The following is a 14,206-nucleotide window of genomic DNA, read 5'->3' on the forward strand; positions in this document are numbered from 1 at the left end:
TAAAATAATAAAATTAAAGAACTGTAATTTTATCTTAAAAAGCAAAAAATAAACTGAATTTATCCTTTTTAGAAGGTTTTGTCAAAATTTAAGTCTTTTTCTAAGAATTATTTATTATAATTACAGCTATTTCTGTAGTTATAATAAGGAGAATTTGTGCTATTTACCAAAGCTAGCGAATACGCTTTACTTTCTTTAATTTATATTTCTCAAAAAGAAGCACCTCAAGATGTAGATTCTTTAGCTTTAGAGCTTGATATTCCCAAAAGTTTTTTAGCTAAAATTTTACAAACTTTAGCTAAAGATGGCTTGTTAAAATCCTTTAAAGGGGCAAAAGGTGGTTTTGCATTAATCAAAGAACCAAATCAATATACTATAAAAGAAATTGTTAATAGTGCTGAAAAAAAGGATATCAGTGTATTTGAATGCAGCGGTGGTACTTGTCCAAATAATAAAGAAAAAAATTGCACCTTAATGCCTATGTTAGTAAATTTACAAAATAAAGTAGATGAATTTTTAGATTCTATTACTTTAGAAGATATTATGAAAAATAATGGCAAAAAATAAAATAGTCGATTTAGTTTTTCCTTTTTTGGGGCCTTTAATTGCTCCTGTTTTAAAAGCTAAAAGCTTAACTATTGTTGGTTTTTTAGTTTGCATTTTAGCTATTATTATAGTTCCTTTACCAAGTCCTATTTTGGACTTTTTCTTAGCTTTAAGTATAGCTTTATCGGTATTAATTATTTTAATTTCTATTTATATACCTAAACCGACAGATTTAACAACTTTTCCAACTTTAATCTTGATTATTACTTTATTTAGACTTTCTTTAAATATAGCTACTACAAGGATGATTTTAAGCGAAGGGCAAAACGGCCCTGAAGCTGTGAGTGAGATTATAGCAGCATTTGGAGAATTTGTTGTTGGTGGAAATATGGTCATTGGTGTGATTGTATTTTGTATCTTAGTATTGATTAATTTCATGGTTGTAACAAAAGGTAGTACAAGGGTTTCTGAAGTACAAGCAAGATTTACACTTGATGCAATGCCGGGTAAACAAATGGCTATTGACGCGGATTTAAATGCAGGACTTATCGATGAACAAACCGCTAGAGCAAGACGTCAAGAAGTTATTGCTGAAGCAAACTTCTATGGTGCAATGGATGGTTCTTCTAAATTTATCAAAGGAGATGCTGTTGCAGGAATTATCATAACTATTATAAATATCATAGGTGGTTTTTTAATAGGATCTTTTCAGCACGATATGGCTTTAAGCGATGCTGCATCTACTTATACTATTTTAACCATAGGCGATGGACTTGTATCGCAAATTCCAGGGCTTATTACTTCTACTGCAACCGCTATAATTATCACTCGTGCAAGCAAAGATGAGGAAAATTTTGCAGAAGGAACTTTAACTCAACTTTTAAGTGAATATCGCACACTTTTAATAGTAGGTTTTGTACTTTTTATCTTTGCGTTAGTACCTGGTTTGCCAACTTTATCCTTGGGCTTTATGGCTTTAGTTTTTTTAAGTCTTGGCTATCTTACCAAGCAGGTTAAGGAAGGTAAAATTGATATAACCACAGTTAAAAAAAGCAAACCAAGTGCCGCAGCTGCATCTCAAAGTGGAGCAGGTGGGACAACGGCAGCACCTGCTAAGAAAAGCGAAGAGGAAATTCTCAAAGAAGAAGAGTACAAGATTAACGACATACTCAAAGTTGAAATTTTAGAACTTGAACTTGGATACGGACTTATTAAGCTTGCTGAAAACGAACTTACAGAAAGAATTCGCTCAATGAGAAGAAGTATTGCTGAAAGTTTAGGATTTTTAATGCCAAAAATAAGAATAAGAGATAATTTAAGACTTAAACCAAATGAGTATAGTTTTAAACTCAAGGGCGTGTCTATAGCAAGTGCTGAAATTTATCCGGATAAATATTTAGCCATGGATAGTGGTTTTATCACAGAAGAGATAGAAGGGATTGCTACAAAAGAACCTGCTTTTAACTCTGATGCACTTTGGATTGATGCGAATTTAAAAGATGAAGCAACATTAAATGGCTATATAGTAATAGATCCTGCAAGTGTTATTTCAACACATATGAGCGAACTTATCAAAGCACACGCAAGCGAACTTCTTACACGCCAAGAGGTGCAAAATCTTCTTGATAAGGTTAAAAATGATTATCCAATCATTGTAGAAGGTGCTTTAGGTGTTGCACCTGTAAGTCTTATTCAAAAAATTCTCAAAGACTTGCTTAAGCATCACATACCAATTAAAGATATGCTTACTATTTTAGAATCTGTAAGCGATATAGCAGAAGTAAGCAAGAGTTTTGATATGATTATTGAACATGTAAGGGCGTCTTTAGCTAGGATGATTACAAATATGTATTTAGATGATAAAGGAAATTTGGATATTTTTATCTTAGACTCTGCTAGCTCTGCAGTTTTAATGGAAAATGTACAATTTAGAGATGGAAGTTATCACTTGCCTTTAAGTGTAGCTCAAACAGGCACTTTAGTAGATACTCTAAGGGCTGAAGTTGCCGCGGTAGCAAATGGTCGTATCAAGCCTTTTATACTTTGCGTTGAACCGCAACTTAGAAAATTCATTGCTGATATTTGTTATAATTTTAGCATTAATATAGTAGTGTTAAGTTTTGCAGAAATTGCAGAAAATACAAATTTTAATACCGAGGGTATTATTAGGATAGAACTTTAAGGAATATAATGAAAATTTATCATCTTTCGCACACAGATCTTGATGGTTATGCTTGTCAATTTGTAGTAAATTTTTATTTTAAAAATGTGAAATTTTATAATTCTAATTATGGTAAAGAAATTAATGAAAATTTTAACTCTATTATAGGCGATATAGAAAAAGATGAAAATTTCGGAAAAGCTATTATTCTAATAACAGATTTAAATTTAAATTTAAATCAATGCGAAGAATTTGAAAAAATTTGTAAAGAGAAAAATATTAAAATTTTTCTTCTTGATCATCATCAGAGTGGTGAAGAATGCGCTCAAAAATATTCTTGGTATTTACTTGATTCTAAAAGATGTGCAACTAAAATCGTTTATGATTTTTTCTCTAAAATCTGCACCCCAGTTTTAAAACTTTCAAAATTTGTTGATGTAGTTAATGCTGTTGATATTTGGCTAAGCGAGGATGAAAATTTTGAACTTGGAAAGGTTTTTTTAGGCTTGATTGCCAATGCAAAAGAAATAAATCGCGTAATGTTTAAAGAATCGCAAATTGATTATATGTTTTTCTTGCTTGATAAGGCTTGGAAATTTATAGGAAAAGAAAATGCGAATATTTTACTCGATAATGCTACTCATTTTATAAAAAAGGATTATTTTGCCAGAAAAAATGATGATACTCTTTCTAATTTAATTTCTTATTTTGTAGTTGAAAAACTAAGTGAGCTAAAAGAAAATTTCAGTATAGAATATGAAGGCCATAAAGGCATCTTAACTTCAAATATAGGCAATACTTCTGTTATTGGAAATGATTTTTTAGTAAAAAATCCTGATTATGACTTTTTTATTGATGTTAGTTCTAGAAAAACCTTAAGTTTTCGTGCAAATGGAAAAATAGATGTAAGTTTAATGGCTAAAAATTTAGTAGGTGGTGGTGGACATAAAAATGCTAGTGGTGGACTTTTTGCGACATTTAAAGATGGAGCAAATTATAATCATATTAAGGCTCAAATTATTGATTTAATTAAAAGCAAAGAACTTAAAAAGGAAAACAATGAATCAAAACAATAATAAAACCTTAAAAAATGAACTAGAAGATTTACAATATGAGCTTAGCATAGTTTTAGAAGCTATGCTTTTATACGCTGGAGTTAAAAGAGAAAAATTAGAAAATGCAATAGAAGCTTATATCGATAATATAGATAATGTGCTCGAAAATTCGAACAAAGAAGGGGTTGATGAAATTTTAGAAGTCGTGGAATTTCTAAAAAATAAATACAAAGATTTTTTTCAATGAAAAAGTGTATTTTATTTTTTTTTAGTTTATATTCTTTAAGTTTTGCTAATATTTACGAAAAATTAAATGATTTTGCTTATGAAAAAAAACCGAACAAAGATTTTAAGATTCAAGAAGTTAAATTAGTACAATTTTCACAAGAAAATAAAGATTGCCTTGAGCTTTTAATAGAAGCTGGTCAAGTTAGAATTTTAAATAGCTATAACTCTTGTCAAAAATTATCTAAAGATAAAAGTTTTCAAAAATTTCTTAATGAAGATTTTTTAAAACTTTATAAAAATAATGGATACTTGATTAATGAAAATTTACAAAATTTGAAAAATACCATGCAGGATATTATGATATATTATAAACTCCGATATTCTTTTAGTAAAGATGTAAAAGATATGAGTAAAGATAAGAATTTGGATGTTTTAAATATAGATGAAAAAGATGGCGGTACTTTGCTTTATAAAATCAACAATCAAGCTTGCGTTGGAATAGAACTTACAAGACATGACTCAAGAATGGCTATGAAAATATACGGAATAGAAAATTTGGATAAAGAGTGCAAACTATTTATCCAATCGCCTTCTTTTAAAGATCTTTCTTACACAAAAAAAGATTTTAAGTGGTATTATTTAGAATAAATAAATGTTTTAATTTTTAAATAAAAATTTTTAAAAATCACACTTAAAGTAAAAGTATCTTGCCTTCCAAGATTTTGAAAAACGCAGTTATCTAAGTCTTTTTTTTCTTGAATGCTTAAATTTTTCATTAAACCAACCTTTAAAAATATTGCAAGCTTCAATTTTATCAAAAAAAACTTTATTTTTATTTTAAAGTTTTAATTATAAGGCAAATAAATATTGTTTTAAGAATTTGAAGTTTTTTATTGAAATATTATTAACTTTTATTGACTTTTTTGAAGCAAAGTTATATACTGAATTCGAATTAGACAAATTTAAGGAGGAAAAACGATGAATAAATTTTCTATAGTTTTAACTTTGTTGTTATGTGGAAGTTGTGCTTTAGCCTTAGATCCAAATTTGGAAAAAACTAAGAGTGCAACAGGTATTGATCTACCTACTGCCAAATGGAATTTACCTAAGGCTTTAAATGAAGATGGTACTATAGATGAAACTAAAATGCCAAAAAATTCAGAATATAGCAAAATGGTTATTTTGGGAAATAAAATTCTTAATGAAACAAGTAAATATGTAGGTCCACAGGCCAAAGATCCTAAAAAAAGATTTGCGGGAAATAATCTTTCTTGTTCAAGTTGCCATGCTAATGGTGGAAGTGTACAAAATCAATCAGGTTTTGTAGGAATTTGGGCAAGATTTCCACAATATAATGCCAGAGGAGATAAAGTAATTACCTTAGCAGATAGGATCAATGGCTGTTTTGAACGCTCTATGAATGGCAAAAGAATGCCTAGTGATGCGCCTGAAATGAAAGCCATGCTAACTTATATGCAATGGTTATCTCAAGGAGTTCCAGTAGGAGCTAAGATAGAAGGGCAGGGGCTTAAGAAGATAGATTTCATCTCGAGAGCAGCTGATCCTAAAAAAGGTAAGGCAATTTATATGGATAAATGTGCCGTTTGTCATCAAGAAAATGGATTAGGGCTTAAAAATGAGGATAGTGCAGGGGCGTATTATCTTTATCCACCACTTTGGGGCAATGATAGTTATAATACAGGAGCTGGAATGTATCGTCTTATCAAAGCTGCTTCTTATATTAAAGAAAATATGCCTCAAGGTGCGCCTGACTTAAGTCTTGAAGATGCTTATGATGTAGCAGCTTACATGAATTCACAAGCTCGCCCTATTAAAGCAAATAGAGATAAAGACTTTCCAGATAGAAAGGTTAAACCTTTAGATATGGATGTAGGACCTTATGATGATAGCTTTTCTACAACCCAACATCGCTATGGACCTTATACAAATATGATCAAAAAATAATTTTAAGGCAATTTTTATTGCCTTAAAAAATTTATTATTTCATATTGCTTAATTTTTTAACTAGATCTTCTAAATCTTGCATCGAATTGATTGCACTTGGGTTAATTTGATATTTTCCATTAACAACAAAAGCAGGGGTGCCATAGGTTTTAGCTATATCATTAGCTCTTTGAAACTCGCTTAAAATTTCTTTAGCTTTTGGGGTATTTAAAAAATTTAATACTTCATTTTTATTTACATTCATAGCCTTTAAACCTATGTCGTAAAATTCATCTAAATTCGAAAAATTTCTTTGCTTGTTTAAAAAATAAGAAACAAAATAAACATCAGCAAGTTTATGAGATAAACTATCAGAATAACTCGCGTCTTTACCATTTTGCTCATCTTTGTATTGAGCAAAGGCAAAAAGATCATTCATTTCTTTGGAAAAATCTCCATTCATTAAACTTACAGGATAGAGTTTAAAATGCAAATTTGGAAAAGCTTCTCTTAGTTTTTCAAGGGTTCCAAATTTATGATGATTATAACAATGTATACATTTATAAGAAAATGCTTCTATTACACTATTTTCGGAGTTGGGTAAATTTGGATTAAGAGTAATAAAACTATTATTTGCTAACGCAAAACTTGAGCAAAATACAAGCGCTAAAACAAATTTGCAAAAAAAATTACGCATACTATATCCTTGATTAAATAAAATTTTCAGAGATAATTTTATTTAAAAAAAATAAATAAGCCCAAATTTATTTTTGGGCTTATTGTTTTATTTTTTAGGATTGAATGCTTGATCAACGCTAAAAGGCATTGCTTGATAACCCGTGCCTGAACCGCTAAATTGAATTTGAACCGAAGGCTCCTTAGCACCCCAGTTAAATTCATCAATTTCAGGTTTTGGCTCTCCAAGACTTACACCTTTGCTAAGATCAAAAGCCATTCCAGCTGTTGCGCTATAAACCATAATAGAATCTTTATCTGGTTCATATTGAGTTAGAGAAGTTACAGGAGAAAACCATTCATTTCCACGATTTTTACCATATTCCCAAATTTGTTCCACAGTTTTATTTTGCTGATCGATTTTATAAATTACAGCACGAGAATATTTTTGACTTGCAAACGCAGGTTGTTCAGCTCCTCTTGCATCACCATTATCAAAAACACTTATATAAATATAACGCTTGTTTGATTTACTATCAATTCTCCAGCCTGTATGTTGCGTCCAAGTGAAATCAAATCCACCATTGTCATTTTCATAACCTGGGCATTTGCTATAATCATCATCACAAACAATTTTTTTGCCATTTTTATCTACAGGTTGCAATAAATATTTTTGAAATTCTTTATTCCACCCTTTATGTGCCCCTAAAATCCATTTTATTTTTTTATCACGACCAATTTTAACAACAGCACTTTGATGGCGACTAGAAATAATAATACTATCATCACTTGGATCATAATCAACGCTATTTACATGAGCCCAATTCCTACCTATACCTGTACCTGCTATATCTCCAAATTTGTCGCTTTCATCCATTTTGGCAAGTTCTTCATCGCTTAAAGTTTTACCCGCTTTGCTTGCATCTATATTTAAACACACTGCACCTTGATCTAAAGCTTTGATAATAGTACTTCTATAAGGATCTAAAATCTCATACAATCTCCAATCATCAACAACATTACCATTCTCATCTACTTCTATAATAGTATCACGCACTGTGCGTACATGCTTACCATCTGGACGCAAAGTATTTGCTGAAGCTACTCTTAATAAATAATGCCCATTTTGCATATTGTCCATAGCATGAGAAAAATCTATATAGGTAGCAGGTAATTTGCGATTGAAAATTTCTCTTCCTAAGATATCGTATTTTACATATCTTTGACCAAATCCCCAAGTTAAAGCTCCATCTTTGTTTTGATGAAAACCCATCATAATTCCACGATTGTAAATATTATCCCAGTTCATTAGTTTATCGTTATCAAAATACCATCTGATTTCACCCTTAGTATCTATGATAAAGACATTTGAATTTTCATCCCATTCCATAGCACCACCTACAGGATTATTCCATACAGATTGTGAGCCTTTGCCAGATTGTTTTCCAGGAGCATTATTTACTAAATATAGCCTATCTGAAAATTTTGGATCCATTTTTAATACTTTCACATTTTCAAAAGGAGTTCCTCTTTGATCAGTACTTCCACTTGGTTCTATGCTAACCCCTGGAGTTGTAATTTTATAAATCTCATCAATGACTTTTTGACTTTTACCATTTGCAGTTTTAGTATAACTTACCTTTACTGTATTTAAATAAGAAGGATAAAGTCCAAAAATAGGAATTCCACCATAAGTCTTAGCCATTTTAGAATTCACATTATAAGAAATAGTTTGACCATTTGGTTTAGGAACAATGGTTACTTTTATATCACTTAAGACATAACCATTATCCATAATAATAGCGGTCAAAGGAGACAATCCATAAGGATTCATTTTAATCGCACCTATTTGTCCTTGAATTTGCCAATCTATTTTCGCTCCACTAGGACCACCCATGGCCATTAAAGCATTAGGTGCAAGTAGGGTAGAACCCGCCAAAAGTGCCATACAAAGAGTTTTGCTAAGTCTCATGATCAATCCTTTAAAATTATTTAAGCCATCCTAAGATAGCTTAATAAAATTTTAATAATACACAACAAAAATAATTTGTTGCGTATTTTAAGAGTATCTTTAAATGACTTGATTTAAATGATTTAAACTAGCTATATTTTGATTTGGATTTTTTGGTTCGCCTATAAATTTAAGCATCAAAACCAAAATAACAATCACCAATGCAAAAATTTTAGCATTAGGTTTATTTTTATCTAAAACATAGACTATAAACATTGCAAAAAGCACAATAAAACAACATAAAAATGCTATAAGACAGCAAATTGCCATATTCATAAACTTTAAACTAGGAATCAAATACCAACCATTGCTATAAAGCCCATTTTCAAAATTAGGTGGAGTTCCTATAAAAAATTTTTGAAAAGCATTAAGATGATTATAAGCATTTTCTGGAACTACAGGGGTATCCATCCCACATTCTCCTGTTGGCAAAAACCAACTAGGAGCCCACTCATGCAAAGGTAAATTAAATGGATAAATAGGAATTTCACGACATCCATCTACACCTGCAAAAGGATTTTCAGAATGAACCACTTCATGAATATGATTTAAAGTTATACAATGCTCCAAGCCAAGCCAAATTCCATAAAAAGCTAAGCCATAAGAAAAAATTTTTATAATATTATTTTTAGGGTTGATTAATGCAATCATACCACCTATAGCCATAACAAGCATATCAAATCTTATATACACACATTGTTCGCAAGGTTCCATAAAAAGATATTCTTGAAATAAAAAATGCGCTATACAAGTAAGCCCTATAGTAACTATAATCAAAATTAACCAAGGTTTGCGCGTATCTTGCCATTTGGAAAGTGAAAAATTTCTGCAATTATCTTTCATTTTTATACAACTCATTTTTGCTTGCTAAGTTCTTTAGTAATTTCAATCAAAGCCTCTGGAGAGTTAATTGCACTTGGAACGATTTGATATTTTCCATTAACAACAAAAGCAGGGGTGCCATAATTTTGCGAAATAGGATTGGCAATTTCATAACTTTTTAAAAGCTCTGCAGCCTCTGGAGTTTTTAAGAAATTTTCAAAATCAGCTTTACTTACATTCATTGCTTTTAAACCGACACTATAAAAAGCTTCAGGATTTTTACCATTTTCCCATCTTTGTTTTTTCTTAAAATATGCATTAAAATAAGCTTCAGCAACTTTATGAGTTAAGCTATTTTTATCCGTAGGATCAGCTTTATTTACACCATCTTTAAATGCCGCAAAAGCAAAAATTTCATTAGCTTGCTTTCCATAATCTCCCATAGAACTTACAGGATAAAATTTATAAGTTAAATTAGGTAATTTTTCTTTAACTTTACCCATGGTATTAAATTTGTGATGATCATAGCAATGAGTACAGCGATAAGAAAAAATTTCAATCAATGAATTATCAGCGTTAGCAATAGGATTTTTAAGAATTACATATTCTTTACCTTCACTTAATGCACTGGCACTTATACCTGCTAAAAAAGCACATACAACAATAGATCTTGCTAATTTTACTGGAAATTTCATTACCTTCTCCTTGAAATTTGGTTTTGATAAAACTTTTTATTAAGTTTTTATGTAATAACCATTATAAAACTATTAAAATAAAAATATTCTTAAAAATTTTATAACTAAGAATATTTACTTTAACTAAAAATCAAGAATAGGGGATTAAAAAATTTAATGCACAAGTTATCATTTTTATGTATATTTTGATAATAATATAAAATCATTTAATTTTTAAATATTCTTTATAGTTTTCAAGAAAAATAAAATATAATTTTAATTTACAAAATAAAATTATCAATTTTTTACATTATATTTTATGGATAAGTTTATTTCACTCAAAAGGTAAAATCATAAAAGTATGTAAAAATAGTAGCTTAATCTATATCAAAGTAGAATAATCTAGGTGTATATAAAAAAGTTTGAAAATTACAGTTTTCAATACAAAATTATAAATTTTACATATTTTTACCTTTTATCATATCTTTTTATGATTGATATAAGATTTATTTAATAAAAATATTTCAATCTTTTTGGCTTGCATATAAAGACAAACTTTTTCCTAAAAAAGCTTTTTTTTACTAAGTTAATACTAAAATACCTTTTCTAGTTAAAAAGCTAAAATTTTAGATTTAGGAAAAGTTTTTATGAAATACCCTTTAGATTGTGAAGAAAATTTTGAAAAATCATTCTTATTTTGGCTAGCAAAATATGTAAAATTTAAACTCAACTCGCTATCTAACAAAGAATTAAAAAATCCACAAGCTTTAGCAGAAGTTAATTTTGCTCTTGCAAAAGGTGTAAAAAACATTGAAGAACTTGACGCTCTAGCAAAAAAAGCAAGAAATGCTGGTTTAAGTGGAATTAATACTTATTTTAATCCTTTAAAAAAAGTATTTGAATATTTAAATTTTTACAAGCTTTACTCTTTAAAACAGATTGATGAAGAACTCATTGTAGAAGTTTTAGCAAGTATAACAGGTGCTTTATCAGATGCAAGTAAAAAAAATTACCGTATTGCTGTGATTAATTTTTTTGATTTTTTAGACAAGCAAAATGAAGAAGATGAAAAAGCGCATATTTTCAATATCAATCTTAAAAACTGGGCAGGTATAGCGGGTTCTAAAGGGGTAAAATTACCTGAATTTATGAGTGAAGAAGAACTTAAAAAATTTCTTGATGCTATTGAAAATGCAGATTTTAAAAACAATACCATACGCAATAAACTTATTATTAAAATCATCATTTTTACAGGCATACGGGTAAGCGAAGCTATCAATATCAAAATGGGTGATATTAGCGAAGAAAACGATCTTTATATCATAAGAATAAGAGCTAAAGGCAATAAATATCGTGTTGTAATGATAAAAAAAGAACTTATTTACGATTTGCTTAAAAATGTAAGTATTAATTATATGAGCAAAGACGCCCTGCTTTTTGTCAATAAAAAAGGCACTCCACTGACCCAATCTTATGTCAGTCGCATAGTAGAACAGCTTTTATTTCGTGCAGGAATTCGCAAACAAAAAAATGGTGCTCACATGTTGCGTCATACTTTTGCCACCCTACTTTATAAAAAGCAAAAAGATTTAATTTTAGTTCAAGAAGCTTTAGGACATGCGAGTTTAAATACTTCAAGAATTTATACTCATTTTGATAATGATAAATTAAAACTTGCCGCACAGGTTGCAAAGGAATTAAGTGACTCTTGAAAACTATGCTGTTTTTGGTGGATATTTTTACTATGATTTAAAACACACTTTAAAAGCCTTTAACCACAAAGAAAGTAAAAAGTGCTTTAAATTTATAGAAAAATATAAAAATGATTTTTATATTTTAATGCTTGCTGATTATGAGCTATATAGATATTTTCAAGATAAAAATTTCACAAGTAAAAAAGCTTATTTGTCTATATTTGCTTTTAAAAAAAGAAAAAAATTTCAAAAAGAAGATATTGATGAAGAAAAATTTATTCCTGAATTTATAAATTTTTTAGATCAAGATAATTACAAAGAAAATTTCATCAAGGTTAAAGAGGCAATCTCCAAAGGAAGAGTTTATCAAATCAACCTCACTCAAAATTTTAAATTTCATAGCAAAATGGATTCTTTTGAACTTTTTAAACTTTTGCTTTCTAGACAAAATACTGAATTTAAAGCTTTTATAAAAGATGAAACAAGAGAAATTTTGTCCTTCTCACCTGAACTTTTCTTCAAGACCAAAAAAAGAAAAATATTTACAAAACCTATGAAAGGCACAATTAAGCGTGATAAAGATCCTATAAAAGATGAAGAAAATAAAACCTTCTTGCAAAATGATACAAAAAATCTAAGTGAAAATGTTATGATTTGCGATCTTTTACGCAACGATCTTTCAAAAATCATCACAAAAAAAAGCTTAAAAACCAAACTTTTTGAAATTCAAAGTCATCCTACTTTACATCAAATGACTTCAAGCGTACAAGGAAAACTTAAAAAAAATATTTCTTTATATCAAATTTTTAAAGCTCTCTTTCCTTGCGGTTCTATTACAGGTGCTCCAAAGCTTGAAAGTATCAAATTTATTAAAGAATTAGAACAAAGAGAGCGTGGTATTTACTGCGGAACCATAGGTTTAATACACAAAAATAAAAATAAATTTAGCGTAGCCATACGCACCTTAGAAAAACAAGATGAAATTTATACTTATAGCACGGGTAGTGGCTTGGTTTGGGACTCAAATTTCAAAGATGAATTTGAAGAATTAAAACTTAAAAGCGCGATCTTAAATCCTTGTGATTTTCATCTTTTTGAAACCATGTATTTTAAAAATTCTCAAATTTTATTTTTAAAAGAACATTTATTAAGGCTTATAAATTCAGCTCTTAAATTTAATTTTAATACTCACAACATCTTTAAAGATTTTTATAATATTTTAAATCAAAAAAATTCTTATAAAGAATATCAAAATTTTACACTTTTTAAACTCGATGAAAAAATTTTCCATAAAAAACACTCTTTATTTTATAATTTTCCCCTACCCTTTAAAAATCCACACAAAGAAGGAATTTTAAAGCTTATTTTATACAAAGACGGAAGATACGAATTTCAACAAAGTGCCTTAAAACAAAATTCAAACGATATTTTGCTTTTAAGTGATGATAAAATTAACTCAAAAAGTGACAATCTCTATCACAAAAGCTCTTTGCGTACTTTTTATAATCAACACTCATACAAATGGCATCAAAACTTGTGTTATGACATAGCTTTTTTTAACGAAAAAGATGAACTTTGCGAAGGTTCAAGAACCAATCTCATCTTAGAAAAAAACTCTCAATTTTATACTCCACAAATTCAAAGCGGTATGTTAAATGGCGTATATAGAAATTTCTTAATCAATCTTGGTTTGATAAAAGAAAAAGCATTATTTAAACAAGATTTATTTGAAGCAGAAAATATTTATTGTATTAATTCCGTGCGTGGTTTAAAAAAGGTAAAATTACAATGAAGAAAATTTTATTTATAGATAATTATGATTCTTTTAGTTATACCATCATCTATTATCTTAAAGAACTTGGTTTTGAATGTAAAGTGATAAAAAATGATGCCTTTAAAAAAGCTAAAGAATTAGAAAAATTTGATTTTACTCATCTTATCATTTCTCCTGGCCCTCACTCTCCGAAGGAATCTAAATTAAGCCTAAAAGCAATCAAATATTTTAAAAAAAATAAAAAAATTTTAGGTATATGTTTAGGACATCAGTGTATAGCTAAAGTTTTTGGCGGTAGCATTTCTAAAATGGAAAATCCTACGCATGGTAAAATTTCTAAACTTTATTTTAAGAAAGATCCTATTTTTAAGGGTATTAAAAAAGAAATTGAAATTTGCTTATATCATTCTTTGTATATCAGTTCTATGCCTAAAAAATGCAAAATTTTAGCTCATAATTCAGAAAATATTATTATGGCAATTAAACATAAAAAATATCCTATTTATGGATTGCAATTTCACCCCGAAGCGGTTTTAACTCAAAAAGGTAAAAAAATACTTAAAAACTTTATGAAGCTTTAGTCTTTTTTGCATTTAAAATATAAATATGAAAATCTAAAATA

Annotated in this window: 14 protein-coding genes; 9 read left to right on the forward strand and 5 right to left on the reverse strand. The window is 28.9% G+C overall.

Annotation, left to right across the window (positions count from 1 at the left end; all coding sequences use genetic code 11):
• Window positions 1-156 precede the first annotated feature (156 nt).
• Genes AJN58_RS05325 through AJN58_RS05345 form a run of 5 tightly spaced genes read left to right on the forward strand, consistent with a single transcriptional unit; the run spans window position 157 to window position 4,638 of the window.
• Window positions 157-567, forward strand: coding sequence for an Rrf2 family transcriptional regulator (locus AJN58_RS05325; RefSeq protein ID WP_044780498.1), 411 nt, complete (start codon window positions 157-159; stop codon window positions 565-567).
• Entirely contained in the window at window positions 554-2,728 is a 2,175-nt protein-coding gene (flhA, locus tag AJN58_RS05330) for a flagellar biosynthesis protein FlhA (RefSeq protein ID WP_002890378.1), read from the forward strand. The genes AJN58_RS05325 and flhA overlap by 14 nt, the downstream gene beginning before the upstream one ends.
• Before the next feature lie 8 nt (window positions 2,729-2,736).
• Window positions 2,737-3,783: a DHH family phosphoesterase gene (locus AJN58_RS05335; RefSeq protein WP_002861508.1), complete on the forward strand. Its 1,047-nt coding sequence runs from the start codon at window positions 2,737-2,739 to the stop codon at window positions 3,781-3,783.
• Complete coding sequence (locus tag AJN58_RS05340; protein WP_002852415.1) at window positions 3,767-4,009, forward strand: hypothetical protein; 243 nt, start codon at window positions 3,767-3,769, stop codon at window positions 4,007-4,009. The genes AJN58_RS05335 and AJN58_RS05340 overlap by 17 nt, the downstream gene beginning before the upstream one ends.
• Complete coding sequence (locus AJN58_RS05345) at window positions 4,006-4,638, forward strand: hypothetical protein (protein WP_002861507.1); 633 nt, start codon at window positions 4,006-4,008, stop codon at window positions 4,636-4,638. Before AJN58_RS05340 ends, AJN58_RS05345 begins: the two co-directional genes overlap by 4 nt.
• On the opposite strand, the gene AJN58_RS10095 is transcribed toward AJN58_RS05345, so the two are convergent.
• Window positions 4,626-4,766 (reverse strand): hypothetical protein, encoded by a 141-nt coding sequence (locus AJN58_RS10095; protein ID WP_070292064.1) that lies wholly within the window; start codon window positions 4,764-4,766, stop codon window positions 4,626-4,628. The two genes, AJN58_RS05345 and AJN58_RS10095, sit on opposite strands and share 13 nt — an antisense overlap.
• Before the next feature lie 202 nt (window positions 4,767-4,968).
• On the opposite strand from AJN58_RS10095, the gene AJN58_RS05355 reads away from it, so the two are divergent.
• The gene (locus tag AJN58_RS05355) at window positions 4,969-5,955 is read left to right on the forward strand and encodes a c-type cytochrome (RefSeq protein WP_044779283.1); all 987 of its coding nucleotides are present in this window, start codon (window positions 4,969-4,971) and stop codon (window positions 5,953-5,955) included.
• 34 nt (window positions 5,956-5,989) lie between these two features.
• Here the strand turns inward: AJN58_RS05355 and AJN58_RS05360 are convergent, their stop codons facing one another.
• The 4 genes from AJN58_RS05360 to AJN58_RS05375 all read right to left on the reverse strand — a co-directional run bounded on the left by AJN58_RS05360 (window position 5,990) and on the right by AJN58_RS05375 (window position 10,137).
• Entirely contained in the window at window positions 5,990-6,631 is a 642-nt protein-coding gene (locus AJN58_RS05360) for a thiol:disulfide interchange protein DsbA/DsbL (protein WP_044779244.1), read from the reverse strand.
• Between the two features lie 87 nt (window positions 6,632-6,718).
• Window positions 6,719-8,581, reverse strand: a complete 1,863-nt coding sequence (locus AJN58_RS05365; protein ID WP_002861503.1) for an aryl-sulfate sulfotransferase — start codon at window positions 8,579-8,581, stop codon at window positions 6,719-6,721.
• A gap of 99 nt (window positions 8,582-8,680) precedes the next feature.
• On the reverse strand, window positions 8,681-9,478 hold the full coding sequence (dsbI, locus tag AJN58_RS05370; RefSeq protein WP_070233345.1) for a protein-disulfide oxidoreductase DsbI: 798 nt from the start codon (window positions 9,476-9,478) through the stop codon (window positions 8,681-8,683).
• On the reverse strand, window positions 9,475-10,137 hold the full coding sequence (locus AJN58_RS05375; RefSeq protein ID WP_052780819.1) for a thiol:disulfide interchange protein DsbA/DsbL: 663 nt from the start codon (window positions 10,135-10,137) through the stop codon (window positions 9,475-9,477). The genes dsbI and AJN58_RS05375 overlap by 4 nt, the downstream gene beginning before the upstream one ends.
• A 626-nt stretch (window positions 10,138-10,763) precedes the next feature.
• On the opposite strand from AJN58_RS05375, the gene AJN58_RS05380 reads away from it, so the two are divergent.
• The 3 genes from AJN58_RS05380 to AJN58_RS05390 are packed head-to-tail and all read left to right on the forward strand — an operon-like array spanning window position 10,764 to window position 14,165.
• On the forward strand, window positions 10,764-11,828 hold the full coding sequence (locus AJN58_RS05380; protein WP_002861500.1) for a tyrosine-type recombinase/integrase: 1,065 nt from the start codon (window positions 10,764-10,766) through the stop codon (window positions 11,826-11,828).
• Complete coding sequence (locus AJN58_RS05385; RefSeq protein WP_044794263.1) at window positions 11,818-13,602, forward strand: bifunctional chorismate-binding protein/class IV aminotransferase; 1,785 nt, start codon at window positions 11,818-11,820, stop codon at window positions 13,600-13,602. The genes AJN58_RS05380 and AJN58_RS05385 overlap by 11 nt, the downstream gene beginning before the upstream one ends.
• The gene (locus tag AJN58_RS05390) at window positions 13,599-14,165 is read left to right on the forward strand and encodes an anthranilate synthase component II (RefSeq protein ID WP_070292065.1); all 567 of its coding nucleotides are present in this window, start codon (window positions 13,599-13,601) and stop codon (window positions 14,163-14,165) included. The genes AJN58_RS05385 and AJN58_RS05390 overlap by 4 nt, the downstream gene beginning before the upstream one ends.
• The last annotated feature ends 41 nt before the right edge of the window (window positions 14,166-14,206 follow it).

The sequence above is a fragment of the Campylobacter sp. BCW_4321 genome (assembly GCF_001763075.1).
GTDB classification, from domain to species: Bacteria; Campylobacterota; Campylobacteria; order Campylobacterales; family Campylobacteraceae; genus Campylobacter_D; species Campylobacter_D jejuni.